This window comes from Streptomyces sp. S.PNR 29 (assembly GCF_030386795.1).
Taxonomy (GTDB): domain Bacteria; phylum Actinomycetota; class Actinomycetes; order Streptomycetales; family Streptomycetaceae; genus Streptomyces.
Window position 1 is genome coordinate 291,781 of record NZ_JANUQM010000003.1, and the last position, 24,190, is coordinate 315,970.

The window sequence follows — 24,190 nt, forward strand, 5'->3', positions numbered from 1 at the left end:
TCCTCAGTGCGGCAGCGTCGCCGGGCTGCCGCCGTTGGCCTCGTAGCCCGCGACCGCCAGGGCCCGGTAGACCGCGAACTCCGCGGCCGGGTCCGGGGACAGGGTCCAGGGCAGGGCGCCGACATGGCCGTCGACGTGTATCAGCTGGTGCATGGCCTCCGCCCAGCGCTCGGCGCGGACCAGGAAGAAGACCAGGAGGTGGCGGACGTGTGCGAGGATCGGGTCGTCGGGGCGGGCCGAGTGGACCGCGTGCAGCGCGCCGTGGATGGCCTTCGAGACGACCTCGCTCTGGTAGAAGCCGCTGACCAGGTTCACCTCGGGCAGGTGCTCGAAGACCGCGAAGAGCGGCATCGCGGCCAGCAGCGAACCCCGGGGGGCGCGGGCCGCCGCGGCCTCCGCGAAGGAGTACGCCAGCTCACGCGAGCCGTGCCACTTCTCGCACCAGAAGTGCAGGGCGGCCAGATGCGCCCCCATGTGGTGCGGGGCGCGGTCCAGGATCTTCAGCCACAGTTGCTCGAAGTCCTCGCGCGGGTAGGCGAGGCCGCGGGCCACGGAGAGCTCGATGATGTACGGGATCGGGTCGCCGGGGGCGAGCAGCGCCGCGTCGCCGCACGCCGCCTTCGCCTCCTCCATGATGATCCGGAACTCGTCCGTGCCGGGCGTCGACGTACGCCACGCCTGCTGCACCAGGAACTCGGCGTGCACCGCCGCGCCGCCCGCGTCCTTGGGCGCCTCGGTCCGCCACACCCGCAGCCACTGCCCGCCCGGCGTCTCGCTCACCCCGCCGGGCCGCTGCTGCAGCTCCAGCGAGGCGGCGCCCGCGAAGGCCTGCACACGCTGCCAGCGCAGCTCGCCCTCCGCCTCCGTGCCCGCGAGAAGCTGAGCGGCGGCCTTGTAGTCCTGTGTGCGCTGCACCAGGTCCAGCACGTCCAGCAGGTCCTGGTCGGGACCGGGCATGCGGACGTCCAGCTCCTCCGTGGGCGCGAAGCCGTAGTTCGCCGGGTCCGCGGCGTCCGGGTGACCCGGCGGAACCTGCTCGATCATGCCGCGCCTGCGCCGCAGGAAGGGAAGCAGCACGAAGCCGAGCATGACCAGCGCCATCAGGACCCAGAGAATCTCCATGTCACAAGCGAACCAGACCGCGCCGACAATTGGCCAACCTGGTCGGCGGACCTGTGGAAAACTCCTCGGTGTTCGTGAGAACGCCCAGCTCGTCCGTCATGAGCCGCCGCCGACCCCGCGGGCGCACTACCCTCGGTGCCCATGAGCGACAGGCACATCAGTCAGCATTTCGAGACCCTCGCGATCCACGCGGGCAACACCGCCGACCCCCTCACGGGCGCGGTCGTCCCGCCGATCTACCAGGTCTCGACCTACAAGCAGGACGGCGTCGGCGGCCTGCGCGGCGGCTACGAGTACAGCCGCAGCGCCAACCCGACCCGCACCGCCCTGGAGGAGAACCTCGCCGCCCTGGAGGGCGGCCGCCGCGGCCTCGCGTTCGCGTCCGGACTGGCGGCCGAGGACTGCCTGTTGCGTACGCTGCTCAGCCCCGGCGACCACGTGGTGATCCCCAACGACGCGTACGGCGGCACGTTCCGCCTCTTCGCCAAGGTCGTCGCCCGGTGGGGTGTGGAGTGGTCGGTGGCCGACAGCAGTGATCCCGCCGCACTGCGGGCCGCCATCACCCCGAAGACCAAGGCAGTGTGGGTGGAGACCCCCTCCAACCCGCTCCTCGGCATCACCGACATCGCCGCCGCCGCTCAGATCGCCCGGGACGCCGGCGCCCGGCTCGTCGTCGACAACACCTTCGCCACGCCGTATCTGCAGCAGCCGCTCGCGCTCGGCGCGGACGTCGTCGTGCACTCCCTGACCAAGTACATGGGCGGCCACTCCGACGTCGTCGGCGGCGCGCTGGTCGTCAACGACCAGGACCTGGGCGAGGAGCTCGCGTTCCACCAGAACGCGATGGGCGCGGTCGCCGGGCCCTTCGACTCCTGGCTGGTGCTGCGCGGCACCAAGACCCTCGCGGTGCGCATGGACCGGCACAGCGAGAACGCCACCAAGATCGCCGACATGCTGACCCGGCACCCGCGCGTGACGCGTGTCCTGTACCCCGGGCTGCCCGACCACCCCGGTCACGAGGTCGCCGCCAAGCAGATGAAGGCGTTCGGCGGCATGGTGTCCTTCCAGGTCGAGGGCGGCGAGGAGGCCGCCGTCGAGGTCTGCGACCGCGCCAAGGTGTTCACCCTCGGCGAGTCCCTGGGCGGCGTCGAGTCGCTGATCGAGCACCCCGGACGCATGACGCACGCCTCCGCGGCCGGCTCCGCCCTGGAGGTGCCCGCCGACCTGGTGCGCCTCTCCGTGGGCATCGAGAACGTCGACGACCTCCTGGAGGACCTGCAGCAGGCGCTCGGCTAGGTCGTGTCCGCACAGTCCCGTCGTCCGCCCGGAGGGCGGGGCAGGCGGGACTGTGCGGACACGGCCTGGCCCGCGGCCCCGGTCTACCAGCCCGTCAGCGGTGGAGTCGTCTCCGAGGGCGTCTCCACCCAGGGCCGGGCCGTCACCGCCCACACCACGAACGCGACGGTCGCGGCGAACAGCAGCAGCCACATCAGGCGGCGGGCGAGGGTCCTGCGCCGCAGCATGCGGCCGCCCCGGCGCACGGCGTCCGCGTACAGCTCGGGCGGCACCCGCGCCGCCCCCTCCTCCAGGATCCGCCGGACGCTCGCCTGCCGCTGACGCTCGTTCATGCCCGCCTCCCACCGCCGGCTCGGTGCGTCGCCGGCCTCACGACGCCGCCACCTCGGCCCCCGCCACCGCCGGTGCCGGCCCGCGCGGCGGATGCAGCAGAGTCGATGTCGCCCGGTCGCAGATCGCCCGGACGCGTTCCTTCGGCAGGCCCAGCAGCGCGGCCGCCTGCTCCTCGGCGACGCCCTCGTACAGCCTGAGGACCAGGATCAGGCGTTCCTGCGGGCTGAGCCGGGCCAGCGGGCTCGCCGGGTGGGGGCGGGCCCGGCCGAAGCCGCCGTACCGGTGCCAGGACTCGCGCGCGAAGCGGCCGGCCAGATACTGGCGGGCGCGGTCGTACGGGTCCTCGCCGCGCAGCCGGTCCCAGCACGCGTACGTGTGGGCGAGGGCCAGCGTCAGCAGCCGCCGCGCGCGCGGGTTGTCCTCCGGCGCCTCGGCCGTGAGCAGCGTGGCGGCATGCAGCAGCCGCCCCGCCGCGCCGGCGACGAACGCCTGGAACTCCCGGGCGCGGCGGGCGCTCTGGAACGCCTGACGTCGTCGCACCGTGCCTCCCCCCTCGGGGCCGAAACCGTGTACGACTGGGACCCGGTCTCATATGAGGCCGGAGGTGCCCCGGAGGTCAAGGGTCAGGAGGCCGGCTGCGCCTCCGGGCCCGGTACGCCCTGGGCCGTCATACGGGCGGACAGGGCGCTGTTGAAGCGCGTGAGGAGGCTGCAGAACGCCTCGCGCTCTTCCGGGGCCCAGTCCTGTGTCAGCTCGGCCATCAACTGACGCCGGGAGGAGCGCACCTCCTCCAGCCGCGACAGGCCGCGCGGGGACAGCTGGAGCACCACCGCCCGCCCGTCCTCGGGGTGCGAGGTGCGCTTGACGAGCCCGGTGTCGACGAGCGGCGCCACCTGACGGGTGACCGTCGACGAGTCGATCCCCATGCTCGCGGCGAGCGCCTTGACGCCCATCGGGCCCTCTTTGTCGAGGCGGTTGAGCAGCAGATAAGCGGCGCGGTCCATGGAGTTGCGCACCTGCCCGACCCCGCCGAGCCGGGTCTGTTCGGCACGGCGTGCGAACACCGCCACCTCGTGCTGCAGCGTGTCGAGAAGACCGGTGTCACCGACGGTCGTCATGTCCATCGACATTTCAGGTGTAGTGGGCATGGCCGGGGGCTCACTTCGTGGAGGGCTGCATGGTTGGGGGACAGGGTACGCGGCTGGGAGGCAGGTCGTACCAGGGCTGCGCAATCCGGTCTCGGAGGTTGGTCACCGCGGTCGTTCCCGCCTGTGAACTGCGATGCTTGAGTCATGAGCTACAGCACGGCTGACTCCTTGCGGCCCGTCACCCTCGACGACGTGCGTGGCGCCCAGAAGATGCTGTCGGGCGTGGCGCGGGTGACGGCGATGGAGGGCAGCAGGCATCTGTCCCAGCTGATCGGCGCGCCGGTGCACCTGAAGTGCGAGAACCTCCAGCGGACCGGCTCGTTCAAGCTGCGCGGCGCGTACGTCCGTATCGCCGGGCTGCTGCCCGAGGAGCGGGCCGCCGGCGTGGTCGCCGCGAGCGCCGGCAACCACGCGCAGGGGGTCGCCCTCGCGTCCTCGCTGCTCGGCGTCCACTCCACGGTGTTCATGCCGAAGGGCGCCCCGCTGCCGAAGATCAGCGCCACCCGGGACTACGGCGCGGAGGTGCGCCTGCACGGCCAGGTGGTCGACGAGACGCTGGCCGCCGCGCAGGAGTACGCGGCCGAGACGGGCGCGGTGTTCATCCACCCCTTCGACCATCCCGACATCATCGCGGGTCAGGGCACGGTCGGCCTGGAGATCCTGGAGCAGTGCCCCGAGGTGCGCACCGTCGTGGTCGGTATCGGCGGGGGAGGGCTGGCGGCCGGGATCGCGGTCGCGGTGAAGGCGCTGCGGCCCGAAGTGCGGATCGTGGGCGTGCAGGCGCAGGGCGCGGCGGCGTATCCGCCCTCGCTGGCGGCCGGGATGCCCGTCGCGATCGAGAATCCGGCGACGATGGCCGACGGCATCAAGGTCGGCCGGCCCGGCGACGTTCCGTTCGGGATCGTCGGCACTCTGGTGGACGAGGTCCGCACGGTCACCGAGGACGAGCTGTCCACCGCGCTGCTGTTGTGCCTGGAGCGCGCCAAGCTGGTGGTCGAACCGGCCGGGGCGAGCCCGGTCGCGGCGCTGCTGAGCGAGCCCGGGGCTTTCGAGGGCCCGGTCGTCGCGGTGCTGTCCGGCGGCAATGTCGACCCGGTGCTGATGCAGCGCGTGCTGCGGCACGGCATGGCCGCGCAGGGCCGCTACCTGGCTGTCCGGCTGCGGCTGACGGACCGGCCGGGCGCGCTCGCGACGCTTCTCGGGGTGTTGTCGGTGGTCGACGCCAACGTCCTCGACGTGAGCCACGTCCGAACCGATCCACGGCTCGGGCTCGCGGAGGCGGAGGTCGAGCTGCACCTGGAGACGAAGGGCCCGGCGCACTGCGCCGAGGTCGGCCAGGCCCTGCGGGACGCGGGCTACACGATCATGGACTGAGGCGACCGTATGACGAGGCCCCCGGCGTCCGGCGGTGCACGCCGAGCCGGGGGCCGGTCAGACAGACGGCAGGCGGATCAGCCGTCGTACGGCTCGGCCTTCAGGATCTTCACCGAGGCCTTCTTGCCGTTCGGCAGCTCGTACTCCGCGTCCTCGCCGACCTTGTGGCCGATGACGCCGGTGCCCAGCGGGGACTGCGGGGAGTAGGTCTCGATCTCCGCGCTCGCGTACTCGCGGGAGGCGAGCAGGAAGGTCAGCGTGTCGTCCTCGTCACCGTCGAAGGCGATGGTCACGACCATGCCGGGCGCCACCGCACCGTTCGCGGCCGGCGGCTCACCGACCTTGGCGTTCTCCAGGAGCTGGGTCAGCTGGCGCACACGGAGCTCCTGCTTGCCCTGCTCCTCCTTGGCCGCGTGGTACCCGCCGTTCTCACGCAGGTCGCCCTCCTCGCGCGCGGCCGCGATCTTCGCGGAGATCTCCGCACGCGCGGGACCAGTAAGGTACTCAAGCTCAGCCTTGAGCTTGTTGTACGCCTCCTGGGTCAGCCAGGTGACGTTCTCGCTGGTCTGGGTCACAGGTGCTCCTCGTAGGTACTGGGAATACAAAGCATCGCCCTACCCAGAAGCATGTTCCTTCACGGATGGGCGAAACCACGAGCCTAACAATTCAGTGGCGGAAGGGGGAGGACATAAGCCACCAGAATCACGTCAGCGCAGGTGAGGGGCTACGTATTGCGGGCGACACCGGTGCGGCACCGGGCCCTGGGACTCAGTCGGCGTGGCAGCCGAGCAGCTCCCCCGTGGTGCCCGGGGCCTTCGTACGGAGCGTGACGACCTTGTCGATGTGCGTGGCGTCCCCGCCGAAGCGGAAGTCGGCCCGGCCGACCTCGGAGCCGTCCTCCGCCTGGGAGCGCAGGGTGCAGTAACCGCTGACGCCGGCGTCCTTGCGGATGTCCAGGTGGATCTTCACCGCGTTCTTCGAGGTGTCGAAGCTGATCACCTCGCCGCTGATCTTGTTCTGGCCGACGTGGTGGTACCCGAAGTAGCCGATCACTCCGAGCAGCGCCACCGCGAGCACGGCGCCGACGACCTTGAGGGTGCGGTCCGCGCGCTCGTCCGAGGAGCGGCCGTAACGGCCCTCGGGCGTCCGCGTGCTCACCGTGCTCATGATCGTCCTCTCGGCAGGGGCCGAACGGATGTCCCGAAAGGGACCCCGGAGTCCGGCTCCGGAATTATTCGCCCCCCGATTCGGTCACTATAGAAGGCGCCGATTGCGCCGACCGACACAGGGGCGCCTACTCACTTGAGGATTGAGTCTTGACTGACCAGCTGCGACTGATGGCCGTCCACGCCCACCCCGACGACGAGTCGAGCAAGGGCGCGGCCACCATGGCGAAGTACGTGTCCGAGGGGGTGGACGTGCTGGTCGTGACCTGCACGGGCGGGGAGCGCGGTTCCATCCTCAATCCGAAGCTGCAGGGCGACAAGTACATCGAGGAGCACATCCACGAGGTACGCAAGAAGGAGATGGACGAGGCCCGCGAGATCCTCGGCGTCAAGCAGGAGTGGCTGGGCTTCGTCGACTCGGGCCTGCCCGAGGGCGACCCGCTGCCGCCGCTCCCCGAGGGCTGCTTCGCCCTGGAGGACGTCGACAAGGCGGCCGGCGAGCTGGTGAAGAAGATCCGCTCGTTCCGCCCGCAGGTGATCACGACGTACGACGAGAACGGCGGCTACCCGCACCCCGACCACATCATGACCCACAAGATCTCGATGGTGGCGTTCGAGGGCGCGGCGGACACCGAGAAGTACCCGGAGGAGGAGTTCGGCCCGGCGTACCAGCCGCTGAAGCTCTACTACAACCAGGGCTTCAACCGCCCCCGCACCGAGGCGCTGCACCAGGCGCTGCTGGACCGCGGCCTGGAGTCGCCGTACGGGGAGTGGCTCAAGCGCTGGGCCGAGTTCGGCCTCAAGGCGGAGCGCACGCTCACCACGCACATCCCGTGCGCCGACTTCTTCGAGATCCGTGACAAGGCGCTGATCGCGCACGCCACGCAGATCGATCCCGACGGCGGCTGGTTCCGGGTGCCGATGGAGATCCAGAAGGAGGTCTGGCCCACGGAGGAGTACGAGCTCGCCAAGTCCCTCGTGGACACCTCCCTCCCCGAGGACGACCTCTTCGCGGGCATCCGCGACAATGCCTGACATGAGCGCAAGCGCAAGCCTGGCAATGACACACCTCGTCACCCTCGCCGAGGTCGACGAGGACAAGGTCACCCCCGGCGTCCTCGGTTTCATCGTCTTCGCGGTGATGGCACTGGCGGTGTGGGGCCTGATGAAGTCCATGAACCGGCACATGGGCAAGGTCGACTTCGAGGAGACGCCGCAGGACGACGCCGGCGGCTCCGGCAAGGGCGACACCAAGGCCTCCGGCCGGGTCGAGCCGCAGCAGGGCTGACAGCGCGGCGCCGGTCTGCCCGTCCCTCACCGGCCGTGGTCGGCGAGGGACAGCGGCAGCTGCGCCGTCTCCGGGCCCAGAGGGTCGGAGTGGGCGTCGCGCGGCGCCGCCATCTGCGACGGCCCGCATCGAGTCCACGGTGAACGGCCGCTCCGGCGGCTCCGGCGTGCTCCGGCCCAGCGTGACGGGCTCCTCGGGCCGCCCCGCGTGGCCTCGGCGCCATCACGGTGCGCGGTGACCCGGTCACATGCCCGGATCGCGGAACGCGTGTCGTCACCGCTGTGCCGCCGGGACCGCCACCCCCATCACCTCCCGGGCATGCCGGTTCGGCACCATCCCCAGGCGCCACGCCTGCCACCCGGCCTCCAGGGTCACCCCCCGCTCCAGCAGCAACCGGTACGCCTCCACGCAGTCGTCCAGCTTCTCGTCCCGCAACGCATGCCTCGCCCGGCCCAGTTGGGCCAGCTCCTCCTGTGCCACCGCCGTTCCCACCTCCACGCCCCCGGGAGCCGCGTACGGCAGCAGCGTGCAGCGCAGGAAGCGGGCCCAGTCCTCGCCCCGCCGGTCGCCGTACGACGCGAACAGGCCCCCCGCCTCGTCGCACAGCGCCAGCGCCTGTTGGGTACGGGCGTTGCCCGCGTCCACCACCGCGAGCTCCAGGCAGGTCCAGGCCTCTCCGTGCGCCACGCCGATGCGCTGGAAGTCGGCACGCGCGTCGACGAGCAGCTGCCGTGCGAAGCCGGAGTTGCGCAACGAGCCGGTCTGCGCCGCGCGCTGGTCACGTGTCGCGCGGGCCGAATGGTGGCGTGCGCAGGCCAGGCCGTAGACGTCGCGCATGCGGGAGAACATCGTGCGAGACCGTTCCAGCACGCGCACCGCCTGGTCCAGGTCGCCGGTCTCCTCCAGGGCCTGGCCCAGGTAGTAGATCGTCCAGGCCTCGCCGCGCGCGTCCTCGTTGTCGCGGTGCCGGGCCGCCGCCCGGCGCAGTTCCTCGGCGGCGGGGGAAGCGTCACCCGCGACCAGGCGGGCCCGGGCCAGCTGGGTCAGGGCCCAGGCCTCGCCGCGGGCGTCCTGGGTGCGGCCGTACAGGTCGAGGGCCGTACGCAGCTCGGTCTCCGCGCGGGGGACGTCGCCCATGCGCAGGCCCAGCTGGCCGAGCTGGAAGTGGGCCCAGGCCTGGCCGTGGACGGACTCGCCCGCGCGGTGCAGGACGAGGGACTCGGTGAGCAGGTCGAACGCCTCGGCCAGGTGGGCCCGGTCCCGCTGCACCGCCGCCAGGGCGTGCAGCGTCCACGCCCGGTCCGTCGCCAGCTCGGGAGCGGCCTGCAGGTCCAGCGCCTCCCTCAGCTTCGCCGCCGCCTCGGTGAGGTTGCCCTGGTGGTGCAGCGTGATGCCGAGCGAGCACAGGGCCCGGGCGGCGCCCGCGTCGTGCTGGGCCTCCCGGTAGAGGTCGACGACCGACGTCAGAGTCGTACGGGCCTTGTCCAGCTCGCCCAGCTGCCGGGCCGCGATGCCCGTGCGCCACTGCACCGAGCGGATCAGCAGGCCCTCGTCGACGGCCTGCGCCAGCTCGCTGATCTCGCCCAGGCGGTAGAGGTCGCCGCGCAGCAGGCAGTAGTCGCACAGGGCGCCGAGCAGGTTCAGGACGGCGGCCTGGTCGACGCCCTCGGCGTGGCGCAGTGCCGCCGTGATGGAGCTCGACTCGTCGTCCAGCCAGCGCAGCGCCTCGTCGGGGGAGGTGAAGCCGTGCGGGCTGAAGCGGTCCGAGCGGGTCGACATGTTGCCGTCGACCAGGCGCAGCACCGAGTCGGCCAGGTCGGCGTAGTTCACGATGAGCCGTTCCTGCGCGGCCGCGCGCTCCTGCGGTTCCTCCTCGTCGTGCAGGCGGGCCTGGGCGAAGGCGCGGACCACGTCGTGGAGGCGGTAACGGCTGCCGCGGACGTGGTCGATCAGCCCCGCTCTGGACAGGGCCAGCAGGTGACGGGTGGCCTCCGGCTCGTCCGTGGCCAGGAGCGCGGCCGCCGCTGCCGCTCCGAGGGAGGCACGGCCCGCCAGCGCCAGACGGCGCAGCAGGCGCCGTACCGTCTCCGGCTGGTCGGTGTAGCGGAGCCAGAGGGCTCGCTCGACCGGCTCGACCGGCCCGTAGGCGCCCAGGTCCGTGGCCAGTGCGCGCGGGGAACGCGGGCCCAGGGACGACCCCGCCACGCGCAGCGCCAGCGGCAGACCGCCGCACAACTGCCTGATCCGGTCGGCGGACTCGGCGTCGTACGGGCCCGAGGAGTCCTGCGCGGCGGCGCCCAGCAGCTCCTCCGCGCCCGCCGCGTCCAGCGGCTCGACCGGGAGGTGGTGCACCCGGGCCGGCAGGTCCGCCCCCAGGTCGAGGGGGGTCCGGGCCGTGACCAGGACCAGGCTGTCCGAGCGCTCGGGGACGAGCGTGCGGACCTGCTCCGGGTCCGAGGCCCCGTCGAGGACGACCGTGACCGGCAGGCCCGTCAGATGCTGGTGGTACAGCTCGCTCAGCCGTCTGACCTGCTGGTCGGGGGAGGAGCGCTCGCGGAAGAGGAGTTGCTCGCGGGGGGCGCCGAGACGGTTCAGCAGGTGGAGGAGGGCGTCGCGGGTGGGCAGCGGCGGCTCCTCGGGGCTGTCGCCGCGCAGGTCGACGACGCACGCGCCGCGGAAGTGGTCCTTCAGGTCGTGGGCGGCGCGCACCGCGAGGGTCGTACGGCCGCTGCCGGGCGCCCCGTGCAGGACCACGACCGTCGGCTGTGTCTCCGTACTCGCGCGGGCGGCCTGCACCCACTGCCGGATCCGCGCCATCTCCTGCCGCCGGCCCGCGAACGGACCCGCCGGTTCCGGGAGCTGGGCGAACGACTGCTCCAGTACGGTCCGGCCACGCGCCGCCGCGCTCTTGTCGGCGCCGCGCAGCTTCGGTCCCGTCTTCTTCGGGCCGGTGGACGCGCTCAGCACCCGCTGCTGGTCCAGGAAGGGCCGGATCCCGCGCACCTCCAGCGCGGTCAGCCACTGCAGCCGCAGCTGCTCGGGGCCGCCCGGCTGGCTCGCCGCGCCCGCGCGGTGGTGCGCGGCCGGCAGATGCGAGCCCACGACCTTCACGACCGTCGCCGCGGCGGCCACGGCCCCCACCGCGACGCCCGCGGTCAGCGCCGTCCCGGTGCCGGTGCCGAGCGCGAGGTCGGCGACGGCGGTCGCGACCGCCGCGACGGCCGCCACCAGCAGGGGCGTTCCGGCGCCCTCCCGGGCGTAGCGCTGGCCGAAGGTGAGCTGCCCGGCCTGCGCCTCGTCGAGGGCGCGGGTGTAGGCCTCGTACTCCTCGGCGGCCGTGCCCGCCATCGCGTCCAGCGCGCCGCGCGCCCGCGACAGCAGGACCTTGCCGTCCACGCGCCCGCCCGAGCGCCGTACCTCTTCCTCCACGGCCCGCACCAGCAGCCGCTCGGCATCCGCCCGATGACTGTCCCGCATGTCATGTCCCCCTCCGGCGGTCACAGCTTTCCCGGTGTCCTTCCCCGGTCCCGCGCCGGTCAAGTGTGCTGCGGAGGAGAGACCATGGGGAGAGGGCCGGAGCACCACGCGGCTGTGTGCTGTCCGGCGTCCGTTCGGGTACTGGGGCAGGATGGACACCATGCCGAACCGACTGGCGCACGAGACGTCCCCGTACCTCTTTCAGCACGCCGACAACCCCGTCGACTGGTGGCCCTGGTCGGCCGAGGCCTTCGAGGAGGCGCGGAAGCGGAATGTGCCCGTGCTGCTGAGCGTCGGTTACTCAAGTTGCCACTGGTGTCACGTGATGGCACACGAGTCCTTCGAGGACCGGGAGACCGCCGACTACCTCAACGCGCACTACGTCAGCGTCAAGGTCGACCGCGAGGAGCGTCCCGACGTGGACGCCGTGTACATGGAGGCCGTGCAGGCGGCGACCGGGCAGGGCGGCTGGCCCATGACCGTGTTCCTGACGCCGGACGCCGAGCCCTTCTACTTCGGCACGTACTTCCCGCCCGCGCCCCGGCACGGCATGCCGTCCTTCCGCCAGGTGCTGGAGGGCGTGCGCGCGGCCTGGGCCGACCGGCGGGAGGAGGTCACCGAGGTCGCCGGGAAGATCGTGCGGGACCTGGCCGGGCGGGAGATCTCCTTCGGCGGCACCGAGGTGCCGGGGGAGGAGGAGCTGGCGCAGGCGCTGCTCGGGCTGACCCGCGAGTACGACCAGCAGCGCGGCGGTTTCGGCCGGGCGCCGAAGTTCCCGCCGTCGATGGTGCTGGAGTTCCTGCTGCGGCACCATGCCCGCACCGGCGCCGAGGGCGCGCTGCAGATGGCGCAGGACACCTGCGAACGCATGGCCCGCGGCGGCATCTACGACCAGCTCGGCGGTGGTTTCGCCCGCTACTCCGTGGACCGCGACTGGGTCGTGCCGCACTTCGAGAAGATGCTGTACGACAACGCCCTGCTGTGCCGTGTCTACGCCCACCTGTGGCGGTCCACCGGGTCCGAGCTCGCCCGCCGGGTCGCCCTGGAGACCGCCGACTTCATGGTGCGGGAACTCGGCACGGAGCAGGGCGGATTCGCCTCCGCCCTCGACGCCGACAGCGACGACGGCACCGGGAAGCACGTCGAGGGCGCGTACTACGTGTGGACGCCCGAGCAGCTGACGGAAGCCCTCGGCCCCGAGGACGCCCCACTCGCCGCCCGGCACTTCGGTGTCACCGAGGAGGGCACCTTCGAGCACGGCTCGTCCGTCCTCCAGCTCCCGCAGCAGGACGGCCTGTTCGACGCCGAGAAGGTCGCGTCCATCAGGGAGCGCCTCCTGGAGCGGCGGTCCCAGCGGCCCGCCCCCGGCCGCGACGACAAGGTGGTCGCCGCCTGGAACGGCCTCGCGATCGCCGCGCTCGCCGAGACCGGCGCCTACTTCGACCGCCCGGACCTCGTCGACGCGGCCGTCGCCGCCGCCGACCTCCTCGTCCGGCTGCACCTGGACGACCAGGGCCGTCTCTCCCGCACCAGCAAGGACGGGCAGGCCGGGGCCAACGCCGGGGTGCTGGAGGACTACGCCGATGTCGCCGAGGGCTTCCTCGCGCTGGCGTCCGTCACCGGTGAGGGCGTCTGGCTGGACTTCGCCGGGCTCCTGCTCGACCACGTCCTCACCCGCTTCGCCGACGACTCCGGTGCCCTCTACGACACCGCCGCCGACGCCGAGCAGCTGATCCGCCGTCCCCAGGACCCCACCGACAACGCGACCCCGTCCGGCTGGACCGCCGCCGCGGGGGCCCTGCTCGGCTATGCCGCCCACACCGGGTCCGAGCCGCACCGCACCGCCGCCGAGCGGGCGCTGGGCGTCGTGAAGGCGCTGGGCCCGCGCGTCCCGCGCTTCATCGGCTGGGGGCTCGCCGTGGCCGAGGCCCTCCTCGACGGCCCGCGCGAGGTGGCCGTCGTGGGCCCGGCGCCGGACGACCCGACGGCGAAGGCCCTGCACCGCACGGCACTCCTCGCCCCCGCGCCCGGAGCCGTGGTCGCCTACGGCACCGTGGACAGCGACGAGTTCCCCCTGCTCACCGACCGCACCCTGATCGACGACCGCCCTGCGGCGTACGTCTGCCGCCGGTTCGTGTGCGACATGCCGGTGACGGACGAGGCGGGACTCAGGGCGAAGCTGGGCGGGTGAGGCCCGGGGAGCCTCAGGAAGGGAACTCCGTCAGGGCGCGCTCCACGATCGCCACCAGCTTGTCGTGGTGTGCGCCCTTCCAGTACGCGCGGCCGCAGGCGGTGCACTGGGCGAACACGTCGTACGACCGCTGTGTGCCGTGCTTCAGCTGGTCCGCCACCTCCGCCTTGGTGGCCTCCCTCAGCAGGCCGTTGCAGGCGGTGCAGCGCGTCCAGGGGCGCAGCTCGGGTGCGAAGCGGTCCAGGACGTCGCGGAGTTGGTCGTCGGGGCGGGTGCTGTAGACGTAGGCGCCCGCCCACAGCTCGCGGCGGCGCAGCAGGCCCCGGTCGCGGCTGAGCATGACCCGCTTCTCGGCCGCCGACCGTGCGGCGAGCGCCGGGTCGCCGATGTCCGTCGACTCGTACGCGGTGTCCACCCCGAGCAGCCTCAGGCGGCGGGCCAGCGTGCCGAGGTGCACGTCGAGAAGGAAACGCAGCGGAGCACCCGGCACCTTCTGGGGCCGCTCGACCGCCCTCACCCGCACGGTCTCGTCCGCGGCCGGCACATGCGCGGGAGGCACCTCGCGGCCGTCCACCACCAGCGCACCGACCTCGGTCAGCGGGACACCGAGGGACTCGACGACGTGGCCGAGCGTGGAGACGCCGTCGGTGCTGACCCGGGTGGCGCCCGTCCGCCGTGCCTGCGGGACGAACAGATGCAGTTCGGGGGCGAACTCGACGTGGATCTCGGGACCGTTCACCCGGTCAGGATGACATGGGGGAGGGCCGTGGCCTCAGCTGTTGTCCGGGGCGAGGCCGTACTCCATGACGTTCAGCGCACGGTCGACGAGGTCCTGGAGGTCCTCCCGGTGGCCGTTCTCCGCCCAGTACAGGGAGGCTTCCATCAGTCCGCCGATCAGGGACATGGTGAAGACCCGCACCTCCAGGCTCTCCGGTGCCAGCCCGGTGCGTTCGGCGACGGCCCGGCCGAGCATGCGACCGGTCTCCGACATGCTCTCCATCATCCGGCCGCGCACCGCGGGCACCTCGGCCATCAGCCGCGACCGCAGCCGCGTGACCTCGGGCTCCTCGGCGGCTCCGATGCCGATGGCCTTCCGCATCACGTACCGCACCGAGTCCGTCCACGGCTCGTCCGCGGGCCGGGCGCGCAGCTCCTCCAGCAGGACGGCGTCGTACTCGTCCGTGAGCACGATGTCCTCCTTCGTCGGGAAGTAGCGGAAGACCGTGGACGGCGACACCTCGGCGCGGTCGGCGATCTGCTCGATCGTCGTGGCGTCGTATCCCTGCTCGTCGATCAGCGCGTACGTCGCTTCGCGGATCGCCGCCCGGGTCTTGATCTTCTTCCGCTCACGAAGTCCCAGCGGGGGACGGCCGGTGGGGGGAGAGGTGCGTGCGGGGGTCATGAAGGTCATTGTCGGGCATCGGCCCGCACGGCGACCATGTCCGGGGAGCGGGAGCCGGGGACCGCGGCGGAGCCCTCGGCCGGCCTGCCCGGCAGGAACGCCCCCGCCAGCAGCGCGGCGGCCAGCGACACCACCCCGGAGACGAGCAGGACGACGTCCATGCCGTGGACGTACGCGCTGTCCGCGGACATGATCAACCGGGCCACGCCCGCCTGCTCGGCGACCATGTGGGCCGCGACCACCGACTCCCCGGCGAGGTCCGCCGCCGGGCCGGGCAGCCGGGCCACGTCGAGCCGGTCGCGGAAGGCTTCCGCGAGCAGGCTGCCCAGCAGGGCGATGCCGATCGCGCCGCCGACCTGGCGCAGCGTCATCAGCAGCCCGGAGCCGCTGCCGGCGCGGTCGCGGGGGAGGGCGGCGAGGGCACCGTCCATCGCCGGGACGACCGAGAAGCCGAAGCCCACTGAGGCGACCGACAGCCACAGCGCGGTGAAGCCATAGCCGGAGCCGACCGTCGTACGGCTGCCGAGGAACGCGGCGAGAGCCAGCACCACCAGGCCCGTGCTCACCACGGCCCGCGCACCGAAGCGGGCGACGATCGGCTGCGCGGCCTTGGCGGCGAGCATCAGTCCGCCCATCATCGGCAGCAGCCTGAGGCCGGTGCCGAAGGCGTCGTGACCGAGGACGGCCTGGAGATACGGCGGCAGCACGAACAGCAGGCCGGCCAGGACGAACATCACCAGGGTCGCCGCGAGCGCGTTCACCAGGAAGCCGCGCTGGGCGAGCAGCGCCATGTCGAGCATGGGACGTTCCGCCCGCCGTTCGCGCAGTACCAGCGCGGCGATCAGTACCAGGCCGCCGCCGAGCACGCCCAGGATCAGCGGGTCGCCCCAGCCGTGGTTCGGTGCCTCGATGATGGCGTAGATCAGCGCGCCGAGCCCGGCCGCCGTGAGCACGGTCGAGACGGCGTCGACCCGGGGGGAGGCGGGGTCGCGGGTCTCGGGCAGCAGGAGCACACAGGCGACGACGCCGATCGCGGCCATCGGCACGTTGACGAGGAAGACCGAGCCCCACCAGAAGTGGTCCAGCAGCCAGCCGCCGATGATCGGGCCGAGCGGCATGCCGAGCGCCGAGGCGGCGGCGATGACACCGACCGCCCTGGAACGCTCGTCGGGCCCGAAGAGCGAGGGCAGCACCGACAGCGAGAGCGGGGTGACGAGCGCCCCGCCGACGCCCATCACCGCACGGGCCGCGACGACCGCGTCCACGTCGGCCGCCAGGGCACCGACCACGGAACCCACGAGGAAGATCCCGAGTCCGGTGATCAGCATCAGCCGCCGCCCGAACCGGTCGCCGACCAGCCCCGCCGGGAGCATCAGCGCCGCGAAGACGACGACGTACGCGTCCGCCATCCACTGCTGCTCGCCGGTGGTGGCGCCGAGCTGTTCGGCCATCGTCGGCAGCGCCACGTTGAGGATCGTCATGTCGAAGCCGAGCACCAGCATGCTCGCGACCAGGGCGCCGAGGGCCCACCAGCGGCGGGGATCGCGCCGCGCTGCTTCCACTTGCGTGACAGTAACCATAATATGAGAGTAACTCTCAAAAGAGAGGTGGTGTCAATCGCCCGAACCGGGCATGTGGTGGCCGATCCGGGCACCCGCGCCCCGTCCGGGCGCGCAAAAAGGCCACGGCTTCTTCAGCCGTGGCCTCTGCGGGGAGAGCGAGCGGGGCTACGCGTGCTGGTACGCCACCAGGGAGATCCCGACGTAGTGCGCGATGAAGGCGGCCAGCGTGAGGGAGTGGAACACCTCGTGGAAGCCGAACCAGCGCGGTGACGGGTTGGGCCGCTTGATCCCGTAGACCACCCCGCCCGCGCTGTAGAGCACACCGCCCACGATCACCAGGACCAGCACGGCTATGCCGCCGGTCCGCATGAAGTCGGGGAGGTAGAAGACGGCGGCCCAGCCCATGGCGATGTAGCAGGGGGTGTAGAGCCAGCGCGGGGCGCCGACCCAGAAGACACGGAAGACGATGCCTGCGGCCGCCGCGCCCCAGATCCCCCACAGCAGCCACTGGCCCTTGGCGCCCGGCAGGAGCAGCAGGGTCAGCGGCGTGTACGTACCCGCGATGATCAGGAAGATGTTCGCGTGGTCGAGCCGGCGCAGGATGCGGTCCATGCGCGGGCTCCAGTCACCCCGGTGGTACAGCGCGCTCACGCCGAACAGCAGGCAGGCCGTCAGGGCGTAGATACCGCAGGCGATGCGCCCTCTCGTCGAACTGGCGAGGGCGGTGAGCACCAGGCCGGCGACCAGCACAGTCGGGAACATGCCAAGGTGAAGCCAGCCACGGAGCTTGGGCTTGACCGGATGCGGCAGGTGAAGCGCGGTGGGACCGCGGTCGGCGGCCGGCGTGTCCCGGGGCGCGTCGGAGGCAGGCGCAGTCATGCGGGAAATCGTACCTACGGGACCGTAAGTTACGGGTCAGTACGACCAGCCGATCGACGCAAGAGTGGTCATCGTCTCACGGGGGTACTCGGTTGCGCACCCCCCTCCCCCGCCCGCTTCCCGCCTCCTTCTCGCCCGCTTCCGCCAGGCGGGTCCTCCATTCGCGAGGTAAAAGAAGTGTCAGGTGAACCCAACGTGTACGCAAAGACACGAAGAGAAACACGATGGCACGTGGCGATCCTCACTCCGCTCAGGTGTGCGGCCCTCTGGACAGATGCGCACTCACATCGGATGATCAAATGAGTGCGGTCGGCACCGGATGAGCGCCGTGGTTTCTCCGTGAAGCATCCGGGTCGCAGCCCCCACGGGGCCTCCAAACACAAAAATCCCTCATTTAGGAGCAATCGTGGCGCGCGACATCGCGGCTCCCCCCGTCATCCCCACCAAGCACCAGGGACTGATCTCGTGGGTGAACGAGATCGCCGAACTGACGCAGCCGGACAACGTGGTCTGGTGTGACGGATCCGAGGCCGAGTACGAGCGACTGTGCGAGGAGCTCGTCGAGAAGGGCACCTTCCGGAAACTCGACCCGATCAAGCGCCCCCACTCCTACTACGCGGCCTCCGACCCCACCGACGTCGCCCGCGTCGAGGACCGGACCTTCATCTGCTCCGAGAAGGAGGAGGACGCGGGTCCGACCAACCACTGGAAGGACCCCGCCGAGATGCGGGACATCTTCCAGGGGGAGAAGGGCCTGTTCCGCGGCTCGATGCGCGGCCGGACCATGTACGTCGTGCCGTTCTGCATGGGCCCGCTCGGCTCGCCGCTGTCCGCGATCGGCGTCGAGATCACCGACTCGGCGTACGTCGCCGTCTCCATGCGCACCATGACCCGCATGGGCCAGGCCGTCCTGGACGAGCTCGGCGACCAGGGCTTCTTCGTCAAGGCCGTCCACTCCCTCGGCGCCCCGCTGGAGCCCGGCCAGGAGGACGTTCCCTGGCCCTGCAACCAGACCAAGTACATCTCCCACTTCCCGGAGGCCCGCGAGATCTGGTCGTACGGCTCCGGCTACGGCGGCAACGCCCTCCTCGGCAAGAAGTGCTACGCCCTGCGCATCGCCTCGGTGATGGCCCGCGACGAGGGCTGGCTGGCCGAGCACATGCTGATCCTCAAGCTGACCCCGCCGCGCGGCGAGGCCAAGTACGTCGCCGCCGCCTTCCCGAGCGCCTGCGGCAAGACCAACCTCGCCATGCTGGAGCCGACCATCCCCGGGTGGACCGTGGAGACGATCGGCGACGACATCGCCTGGATGCGCTTCGGCGAGGACGGCCGCCTGTACGCCATCAACCCCGAGGCCGGCTTCTTCGGCGTCGCGCCCGGCACCGGTGAGCACACCAACGCCAACGCGATGAAGACGCTGTGGGGCAACGCCGTCTTCACCAACGTGGCGCTGACGGACGACAACGACATCTGGTGGGAGGGCATGACCGAGGAGCCGCCCGCCCACCTCACCGACTGGAAGGGCAACGACTGGACGCCCGAGTCGGACACCCCGGCCGCGCACCCCAACGCCCGCTTCACCGTGCCCGCCGCCCAGTGCCCGATCATCGCGCCCGAGTGGGAGGACCCCAAGGGCGTGCCGATCTCGGCGATCCTCTTCGGCGGCCGCCGCGCCACCGCCGTACCGCTGGTGACGGAGTCCTTCGACTGGAACCACGGCGTCTTCCTCGGCGCCAACGTGGCCTCCGAGAAGACCGCCGCCGCCGAGGGCAAGGTCGGCGAGCTGCGCCGCGACCCGTTCGCGATGCTGCCGTTCTGCGGCTACAACATGGGCGACTACATGGCGCACTGGATCGAGGTCGCCAAGGACAAGGACCAGTCCAAGCTGCCGAAGATCTACTACGTCAACTGGTTCCGCAAGAACGACGAGGGCAAGTTCGTCTGGCCCGGCTTCGGCGAGAACAGCCGCGTGCTGAAGTGGATCGTCGAGCGCCTCGACGGCAAGGCGGAGGGCGTCGAGACCCCGATCGGCATCCTGCCGACCAAGGAGGCCCTCGACACGAACGGCCTCGAACTGGCCGACTCCGACCTGGACTTCCTGCTCACCGTCGACAAGGAGGTGTGGCGCGAGGAGGCCGCCCTGGTCCCCGAGCACCTCAACACCTTCGGTGACCACACGCCCAAGGAGCTGTGGGACGAGTACCGCGCCCTGGTGGAGCGCCTGGGCTGAACCGGCCCGCCCAAGACGCCGCGGCCGGCTCCGATCGTGCCCTGACCAGCAACATCGTCACGGCCGGCCGCGGTGGAAGCACCCGTAGGGACAGGAACCCCGCACAACGGCGTGCGGGGTTCCCGTCATGCCCCTTGCCCGCCGGATCTTCACAGCTGTTTCATGCTCTTTACATGTGCCTCACTTTTCCCGGTGGGGCGCTCGAAACAGCCTGTGGGGGGACAGTTGAATACTGCATACCGGTCCAGACGTCTCGCGGCCACGCTGCTCGCCGCCGCACTCGCCGGAGGCGGTCTGACCGTCGCCGCCGCACCCGCGGCGTACGCGGCGGCGTCCGACGCCGTGGCCAAGCTGCCGATCAGCTCGTTCTCGGCGCTCGCGGTGGACTCCGTGCGTGAGCGGGTCTACGTCGCCGACAGCAACACCGGCTCGCAGTACACCTCGGGCCTCGTCGCCGTGTACACCTTCGGCGGTGAGCGCGTGGGGACGATCAGCACGACGAACCACGTCTCCGGGCTGGCGGTCAGCTCCGACGGCACCCAGCTCCACGTGGGCGAGCGGTACCAGGTCACCACCTACGACACCGCGACACTCACCCGTACGGCTGTCCGCTCCGCCAACACCGACCAGTGCGGCCGTGATCTCGCCTTCTCCGGCGGCCAGTTGTACTTCACCACCTCGTACACGGACTACCCCGGTCAGTGCGCCACGGCCCGCACCAACCTGGACGCGTTCATCAACGGCACCCACACCCGCACCGGGTGGAACGACACCGGCAGGCTCCAGCTGGAGGCCGGTCCCGGCAACCGCATGGCCATGGGGCAGCCGCTCAACGCGAGCGCGCCCGACCCCTTCCTCACGGTGTTCGACACCAGCGGTGACTCCCCGGTGCGCGAGGCGGCGCGCCGCTTCTCCGACGGCGAGGGCAAGGGAGCCCTGGACTTCAAGGACGTGGCGTTCTCCGCGGACGGAGCCAGGGTCGCCGTCGCCGACGCCGCCCACGGCACCCGGCTGCTCAACACCGGTGACCTGTCGGACGCGGCGACCGGCTACCCGGCGCTCCCGTCCGGCGCCAGTGCCAGCGCGGTCGCCTTCAGCGGCGACGGCAAGTACATCGCGCGCGGAGCCGCCGCCACCGGATCGACCCCCGACCTGCTGGTGCAGCCCGCCGACCCGGGCGACTCCACGGCTCCGCTGGAGTTCGTCTTCGAGGGCAGCCTCGACGGCGACCGGGTCGTGCCGCGCGGCATGGAGTGGTCGGCGGACGGCTCCCGGCTGTTCGCGGTGACCGCCAACGCGGCCGGCAACCAGTTCTGGCTGCACGTCGTCCAGCCCCCGGCCGTCCAGTACGACGCCCGCTTCACCGGCGGTCTCACCCACAGCCCCGCCCAGGCCGTCGCGGGCGAACCGCTGGCCGTACGCGGAAAGCTGGAGCAGGACGGCCCGGCGCCGGCCGAGCCCCTCAAGGTCAAGGCGACCCGCACCGACGCGAACGGCACCCACGACCTGGGCACCGCGACCGTCAAGGGCGACGGCACGTTCACGGTCCTCGACGAGCCCGACCTGGTCGGCGAGGCCACCTACCGGGTGTCCTTCCTCGGCGACCTGACCCACCGCCCCGCCGAGGACGTCACCACCACGGTGTCCGTCGGCAAGGCGCCCACCGCGATCGCGCTCACCGCTCCCGAGGAGGCGTCGATGAGCACGGGCGTCGAGATCACCGGCACGTTCACCGCACAGGGCAAGGCACTGCCGGACCGGGCGGTGCTCAAGGTGCAGCGGACCGACAGCCTCGGCACCGGCACGCTGTCGTCGGTGACCGTTGCCGCGGACGGCACGTTCACCATCAACGACATCCCGCGCGTCCGGCGCGACGTGACCTACACGGTCAGCTGGCCGGGCGACGACCTGCACGAGGCATCGACGGCATCGGCAACGGTGTACGTCAGACGCTGACCCTGAACGAACGAAGGGGGAGGGGGTGCGCCGGCGCCCCCTTCTCTCCGTCTGATGGGGCCGACGCGGTACATGGCGCCCGGTCCGCGCGTCGCTGCGGGTGCACGCGGACCGGGGCCGTTCAGGGGATCCCGCTGGGGATCAGCCGGCGGCGCTCAACTCGCGCGGCCCGGCCAGCGCGGCGTCATGCGCGTCCATCTGCTCGGCGGCCAGGATCGCGGCCGCCGTGTCGGCGCGGGAGGCGGCCACGACCAGTGCGCGGCCCGCCAGCGCGTGCGCCCTGCGGTGCAGGGCCGTCAGTCGCGGTTCGGCCTGGCCGGCGGTCACCGACGCACGAGTCGGCGTACGTCCTCCCCGCAGCCGCGACACCTGCTCGGCGAGCCGTTCTGCCGCGGCGTCCAGGTCGGCGGACGGCGCCAGCGCGCGCAGCTCGTCCGTGACGGCGAGCAGTGCGGCGAGATGGCCCGCGAGCTGGATGTCCAGCTCTTCCTCACGTGACCGGTGGGGGAAGTCGGAGGTGGTGCCGGCCATCGTGCTGTGGACCGACTTGGTGCGGATCGGCTCGTACATGAGATGGCCTCCTGTGTGCTTACAGGAAGCCATCCTAGCTTAGATTGCGTCTAAAGTTGAGCTCTTCACAAAATCGGACGGTGTCATGCACGTAGCGTGAGCAACTCCACGCTTTTCCCTGCTCACGGCTGGCTGTAGCCGTCCAGGAAGTTCGCGATCCGCCCCACCGCGTCCCGCAGGTCACCGACCGTGGGCAGGGTCACCACCCGGAAGTGGTCCGGCTCGGGCCAGTTGAAGCCGGTGCCCTGCACGACCATGATCTTCTCCCGCCGCAGCAGGTCCAGGACCATCCGGCGGTCGTCCCTGATCTTGAAGACCTTGGGGTCGAGACGCGGGAACAGGTACAGCGCCCCCTTCGGCTTCACGCACGTCACACCCGGGATCTGGGTCAGCAGCTCGTAGGCGACGTCCCGCTGCTCCCGCAGCCGCCCGCCCGGCAGTACCAGGTCGTTGATGGACTGCCGCCCGGTCAGCGCGGCCACCACCCCGTGCTGGCCCGGCATGTTCGCGCACAGCCGCATGTTCGCCAGGATCGTCAGACCCTCGATGTAGGAGTCGGCGTGCGCGCGCGGCCCGGAGATGGACAGCCAGCCCACCCGGTATCCCGCCGCCCGGTAGGCCTTGGACATGCCGTTGAAGGTGAGCGTCAGCAGGTCCGGCGCGACCGCCGCGGTCGGCGTGTGCGTGGCACCGTCGTAGAGGATCTTGTCGTAGATCTCGTCGGAGCAGACCAGCAGGTTGTGGCGGCGGGCGATGTCGGTCAGGCCCTTGATCACCGCCTCGTCGTACACGGCCCCCGTCGGGTTGTTGGGGTTGATGATGACGAGCGCCTTGGTGCGGTCGGTGACCTTGCGCTCCACGTCCGCGAGGTCCGGCATCCAGTCGGACTGCTCGTCGCACCGGTAGTGCACGGCCGTACCGCCGGAGAGCGAGACCGCCGCCGTCCACAGGGGGTAGTCGGGCGCGGGCACGAGGACCTCGTCCCCGTCGTCCAGCAGGCCCTGCATCGCCATCGCGATCAGCTCGGAGACGCCGTTGCCGATGAAGACGTGCTCGACGTCCGTCTCGATGCCGAGGGTCTGGTTGTGCATGACGACCGCCCGGCGCGCGGCCAGCAGGCCCTTCGCGTCGCCGTAGCCATGCGCCGTCGAGACGTTGCGGAGGACATCCTCCAGGATCTCGGGAGGGCACTCGAAGCCGAACGCCGCCGGGTTGCCGGTGTTCAGCTTGAGGATCCGATGCCCGGCCGCCTCAAGCCGCATCGCCTCCTCGAGCACCGGGCCCCGGATCTCGTAACAGACGTTGGCGAGCTTGGTCGACTGGATCACCTGCATGTCAGGGAGCTTACGGCCCGGTAACGCCCCGTGGGTCGTGTTTTCCGCCACGTGAGACGGGTGGTTTGGGTAGTTATCGCCTTGCCCTGTCCCATCGACCCCTCCGCTCTCTACAATGCGCCGTCATGTCCAGCCCACCTCAGTACGAAAACGGGTCGTACGGCCTCCAGGGGGCGCATCGGCAGGACGGCGAGCCCCAGGATCCGCCGAACGTGTACCACCCGACGCCTGCCTCACCCCCGCCGTACGAGGAGTACGCCGATCCGGCGGCGGCCCATGGCTGGGAGAACGCGTACGACGAGACCCGTGAGCTGCCCCCGGTGGCGGCCGGTGGCCGGCCCGGGGCGCACCGGCGTGCCCGGCGCACGCCCGGTCCCTGGCGCTCGCGCCGTGTCGCGGTCGCCGTGGGGGCGCTGGGTGCCGTGTCGGCGGCCGCCCTGGCCGTCGGTTTCTCGTCCGGTTCCTCGGGAGGGTCGCAGGACAAGGGGAACCGTACGAGTCCGACGGCCCCGGACTCCGCGGCGCCCACCGACGGCCGGAGCCCGGCGGACGCGAAGTCCTCCACCGGCCCCTCCTCCGCCGCGGCGCCCGGGCCGGGGGCCGTCGGCGGTGATCCGTCGGGCGCGGCGTCCGTGTCCCCGTCCGTGTCCCCGAGCCGCGCCGGATCGGACGCTGGCGCCGAACGCCCCTCTTCCGGCCCGTCCTCCGCCGGCACCACGTCCGCCCCCGCCCCCACGGCGACCTCGGCCCCGGGCAATTCCGACGGCAAGCCCGGGCACGGGCCGGGTGGGACGAAGGGGCCCAAGTAGCCGCGGGCCAGCGGTTGCGGGCCCTGGATCCCGGTCGGCCCCTCCTGCGCCGC

Annotated in this window: 21 protein-coding genes; 8 read left to right on the plus strand and 13 right to left on the minus strand. The window is 71.7% G+C overall.

Features of this window, described 5'->3' with window-relative positions; all coding sequences use genetic code 11:
* Positions 1 to 3: 3 nt before the first annotated feature.
* Positions 4 to 1,122 (minus strand): hypothetical protein, encoded by a 1,119-nt coding sequence (locus NW895_RS10190; protein ID WP_289935069.1) that lies wholly within the window; start codon positions 1,120 to 1,122, stop codon positions 4 to 6.
* A gap of 141 nt (positions 1,123 to 1,263) precedes the next feature.
* Here NW895_RS10190 and NW895_RS10195 point away from each other — a divergent pair, with 141 nt between their 5' ends.
* Positions 1,264 to 2,418 (plus strand): cystathionine gamma-synthase, encoded by a 1,155-nt coding sequence (locus NW895_RS10195; RefSeq protein ID WP_289935070.1) that lies wholly within the window; start codon positions 1,264 to 1,266, stop codon positions 2,416 to 2,418.
* Positions 2,419 to 2,501: 83 nt separating this feature from the next.
* Here the strand turns inward: NW895_RS10195 and NW895_RS10200 are convergent, their stop codons facing one another.
* The 3 genes from NW895_RS10200 to NW895_RS10210 all read right to left on the minus strand — a co-directional run bounded on the left by NW895_RS10200 (position 2,502) and on the right by NW895_RS10210 (position 3,881).
* Positions 2,502 to 2,750, minus strand: a complete 249-nt coding sequence (locus NW895_RS10200) for a hypothetical protein (RefSeq protein ID WP_289935071.1) — start codon at positions 2,748 to 2,750, stop codon at positions 2,502 to 2,504.
* A 37-nt stretch (positions 2,751 to 2,787) separates the two neighbouring features.
* A complete protein-coding gene (locus tag NW895_RS10205) occupies positions 2,788 to 3,291 on the minus strand; it encodes a sigma factor-like helix-turn-helix DNA-binding protein (RefSeq protein WP_289935072.1) in 504 nt (167 codons plus the stop codon).
* 83 nt (positions 3,292 to 3,374) lie between these two features.
* On the minus strand, positions 3,375 to 3,881 hold the full coding sequence (locus NW895_RS10210) for a MarR family transcriptional regulator (RefSeq protein WP_289935512.1): 507 nt from the start codon (positions 3,879 to 3,881) through the stop codon (positions 3,375 to 3,377).
* 162 nt (positions 3,882 to 4,043) lie between these two features.
* On the opposite strand from NW895_RS10210, the gene ilvA reads away from it, so the two are divergent.
* On the plus strand, positions 4,044 to 5,273 hold the full coding sequence (gene ilvA / locus NW895_RS10215) for a threonine ammonia-lyase (RefSeq protein WP_289935073.1): 1,230 nt from the start codon (positions 4,044 to 4,046) through the stop codon (positions 5,271 to 5,273).
* 77 nt (positions 5,274 to 5,350) lie between these two features.
* Here ilvA and greA read toward each other — a convergent pair whose 3' ends face one another.
* Both greA and NW895_RS10225 read right to left on the minus strand, forming a co-directional pair.
* Positions 5,351 to 5,848 carry a transcription elongation factor GreA gene (greA, locus tag NW895_RS10220; protein ID WP_289935074.1) on the minus strand — a complete coding sequence of 166 codons (498 nt, stop codon included), beginning with the start codon at positions 5,846 to 5,848 and terminating at the stop codon, positions 5,351 to 5,353.
* 193 nt (positions 5,849 to 6,041) lie between these two features.
* Positions 6,042 to 6,440 carry a DUF4307 domain-containing protein gene (locus tag NW895_RS10225; protein WP_289935075.1) on the minus strand — a complete coding sequence of 133 codons (399 nt, stop codon included), beginning with the start codon at positions 6,438 to 6,440 and terminating at the stop codon, positions 6,042 to 6,044.
* A gap of 149 nt (positions 6,441 to 6,589) precedes the next feature.
* Between NW895_RS10225 and mca the strand changes: the two genes are divergently transcribed.
* Positions 6,590 to 7,474, plus strand: coding sequence for a mycothiol conjugate amidase Mca (gene mca, locus NW895_RS10230; RefSeq protein ID WP_289935076.1), 885 nt, complete (start codon positions 6,590 to 6,592; stop codon positions 7,472 to 7,474).
* Positions 7,467 to 7,727 (plus strand): hypothetical protein, encoded by a 261-nt coding sequence (locus tag NW895_RS10235; protein ID WP_289935077.1) that lies wholly within the window; start codon positions 7,467 to 7,469, stop codon positions 7,725 to 7,727. Before mca ends, NW895_RS10235 begins: the two co-directional genes overlap by 8 nt.
* Before the next feature lie 273 nt (positions 7,728 to 8,000).
* On the opposite strand, the gene NW895_RS10240 is transcribed toward NW895_RS10235, so the two are convergent.
* Complete coding sequence (locus NW895_RS10240) at positions 8,001 to 11,204, minus strand: tetratricopeptide repeat protein (RefSeq protein WP_289935078.1); 3,204 nt, start codon at positions 11,202 to 11,204, stop codon at positions 8,001 to 8,003.
* A 160-nt stretch (positions 11,205 to 11,364) separates the two neighbouring features.
* Here NW895_RS10240 and NW895_RS10245 point away from each other — a divergent pair, with 160 nt between their 5' ends.
* Entirely contained in the window at positions 11,365 to 13,395 is a 2,031-nt protein-coding gene (locus tag NW895_RS10245; RefSeq protein WP_289935079.1) for a thioredoxin domain-containing protein, read from the plus strand.
* Between the two features lie 13 nt (positions 13,396 to 13,408).
* On the opposite strand, the gene NW895_RS10250 is transcribed toward NW895_RS10245, so the two are convergent.
* From NW895_RS10250 to NW895_RS10265, 4 genes are all read right to left on the minus strand, one after another.
* Positions 13,409 to 14,134 carry a Mut7-C RNAse domain-containing protein gene (locus NW895_RS10250; protein WP_289935080.1) on the minus strand — a complete coding sequence of 242 codons (726 nt, stop codon included), beginning with the start codon at positions 14,132 to 14,134 and terminating at the stop codon, positions 13,409 to 13,411.
* A 33-nt stretch (positions 14,135 to 14,167) separates the two neighbouring features.
* Positions 14,168 to 14,797, minus strand: a complete 630-nt coding sequence (locus NW895_RS10255) for a TetR family transcriptional regulator (RefSeq protein WP_289935081.1) — start codon at positions 14,795 to 14,797, stop codon at positions 14,168 to 14,170.
* Between the two features lie 5 nt (positions 14,798 to 14,802).
* Positions 14,803 to 16,377 carry a DHA2 family efflux MFS transporter permease subunit gene (locus tag NW895_RS10260; RefSeq protein ID WP_289935082.1) on the minus strand — a complete coding sequence of 525 codons (1,575 nt, stop codon included), beginning with the start codon at positions 16,375 to 16,377 and terminating at the stop codon, positions 14,803 to 14,805.
* Positions 16,378 to 16,524: 147 nt separating this feature from the next.
* Positions 16,525 to 17,238, minus strand: coding sequence for a hemolysin III family protein (locus NW895_RS10265; protein WP_289935083.1), 714 nt, complete (start codon positions 17,236 to 17,238; stop codon positions 16,525 to 16,527).
* A gap of 406 nt (positions 17,239 to 17,644) precedes the next feature.
* On the opposite strand from NW895_RS10265, the gene NW895_RS10270 reads away from it, so the two are divergent.
* The gene (locus tag NW895_RS10270; RefSeq protein ID WP_289935084.1) at positions 17,645 to 19,468 is read left to right on the plus strand and encodes a phosphoenolpyruvate carboxykinase (GTP); all 1,824 of its coding nucleotides are present in this window, start codon (positions 17,645 to 17,647) and stop codon (positions 19,466 to 19,468) included.
* Between the two features lie 225 nt (positions 19,469 to 19,693).
* Entirely contained in the window at positions 19,694 to 21,424 is a 1,731-nt protein-coding gene (locus tag NW895_RS10275; RefSeq protein WP_289935085.1) for an Ig-like domain repeat protein, read from the plus strand.
* Positions 21,425 to 21,565: 141 nt separating this feature from the next.
* Here NW895_RS10275 and NW895_RS10280 read toward each other — a convergent pair whose 3' ends face one another.
* Positions 21,566 to 21,994: a hypothetical protein gene (locus NW895_RS10280; RefSeq protein ID WP_289935086.1), complete on the minus strand. Its 429-nt coding sequence runs from the start codon at positions 21,992 to 21,994 to the stop codon at positions 21,566 to 21,568.
* 122 nt (positions 21,995 to 22,116) lie between these two features.
* Positions 22,117 to 23,328: a pyridoxal phosphate-dependent aminotransferase gene (locus NW895_RS10285; RefSeq protein ID WP_289935087.1), complete on the minus strand. Its 1,212-nt coding sequence runs from the start codon at positions 23,326 to 23,328 to the stop codon at positions 22,117 to 22,119.
* 125 nt (positions 23,329 to 23,453) lie between these two features.
* Here NW895_RS10285 and NW895_RS10290 point away from each other — a divergent pair, with 125 nt between their 5' ends.
* Entirely contained in the window at positions 23,454 to 24,137 is a 684-nt protein-coding gene (locus NW895_RS10290) for a hypothetical protein (protein ID WP_289935088.1), read from the plus strand.
* Positions 24,138 to 24,190 lie beyond the last annotated feature (53 nt).

Coding starts and splice junctions, on each gene's coding strand:
- NW895_RS10260 (WP_289935082.1), bottom strand. CDS start 16,377: ATGGTTACTGTCACGCAAGTGGAAGCAGCGCGGCGCGATCCCCGCCGC.
- NW895_RS10255 (WP_289935081.1), bottom strand. CDS start 14,797: ATGACCCCCGCACGCACCTCTCCCCCCACCGGCCGTCCCCCGCTGGGA.
- NW895_RS10280 (WP_289935086.1), bottom strand. CDS start 21,994: ATGTACGAGCCGATCCGCACCAAGTCGGTCCACAGCACGATGGCCGGC.
- NW895_RS10195 (WP_289935070.1), top strand. CDS start 1,264: ATGAGCGACAGGCACATCAGTCAGCATTTCGAGACCCTCGCGATCCAC.
- NW895_RS10290 (WP_289935088.1), top strand. CDS start 23,454: ATGTCCAGCCCACCTCAGTACGAAAACGGGTCGTACGGCCTCCAGGGG.
- NW895_RS10240 (WP_289935078.1), bottom strand. CDS start 11,204: ATGCGGGACAGTCATCGGGCGGATGCCGAGCGGCTGCTGGTGCGGGCC.
- NW895_RS10265 (WP_289935083.1), bottom strand. CDS start 17,238: ATGACTGCGCCTGCCTCCGACGCGCCCCGGGACACGCCGGCCGCCGAC.
- NW895_RS10245 (WP_289935079.1), top strand. CDS start 11,365: ATGCCGAACCGACTGGCGCACGAGACGTCCCCGTACCTCTTTCAGCAC.
- NW895_RS10210 (WP_289935512.1), bottom strand. CDS start 3,881: ATGTCGATGGACATGACGACCGTCGGTGACACCGGTCTTCTCGACACG.
- NW895_RS10235 (WP_289935077.1), top strand. CDS start 7,467: ATGCCTGACATGAGCGCAAGCGCAAGCCTGGCAATGACACACCTCGTC.
- NW895_RS10190 (WP_289935069.1), bottom strand. CDS start 1,122: ATGGAGATTCTCTGGGTCCTGATGGCGCTGGTCATGCTCGGCTTCGTG.
- ilvA (WP_289935073.1), top strand. CDS start 4,044: ATGAGCTACAGCACGGCTGACTCCTTGCGGCCCGTCACCCTCGACGAC.
- NW895_RS10285 (WP_289935087.1), bottom strand. CDS start 23,328: ATGCAGGTGATCCAGTCGACCAAGCTCGCCAACGTCTGTTACGAGATC.
- NW895_RS10200 (WP_289935071.1), bottom strand. CDS start 2,750: ATGAACGAGCGTCAGCGGCAGGCGAGCGTCCGGCGGATCCTGGAGGAG.
- NW895_RS10225 (WP_289935075.1), bottom strand. CDS start 6,440: ATGAGCACGGTGAGCACGCGGACGCCCGAGGGCCGTTACGGCCGCTCC.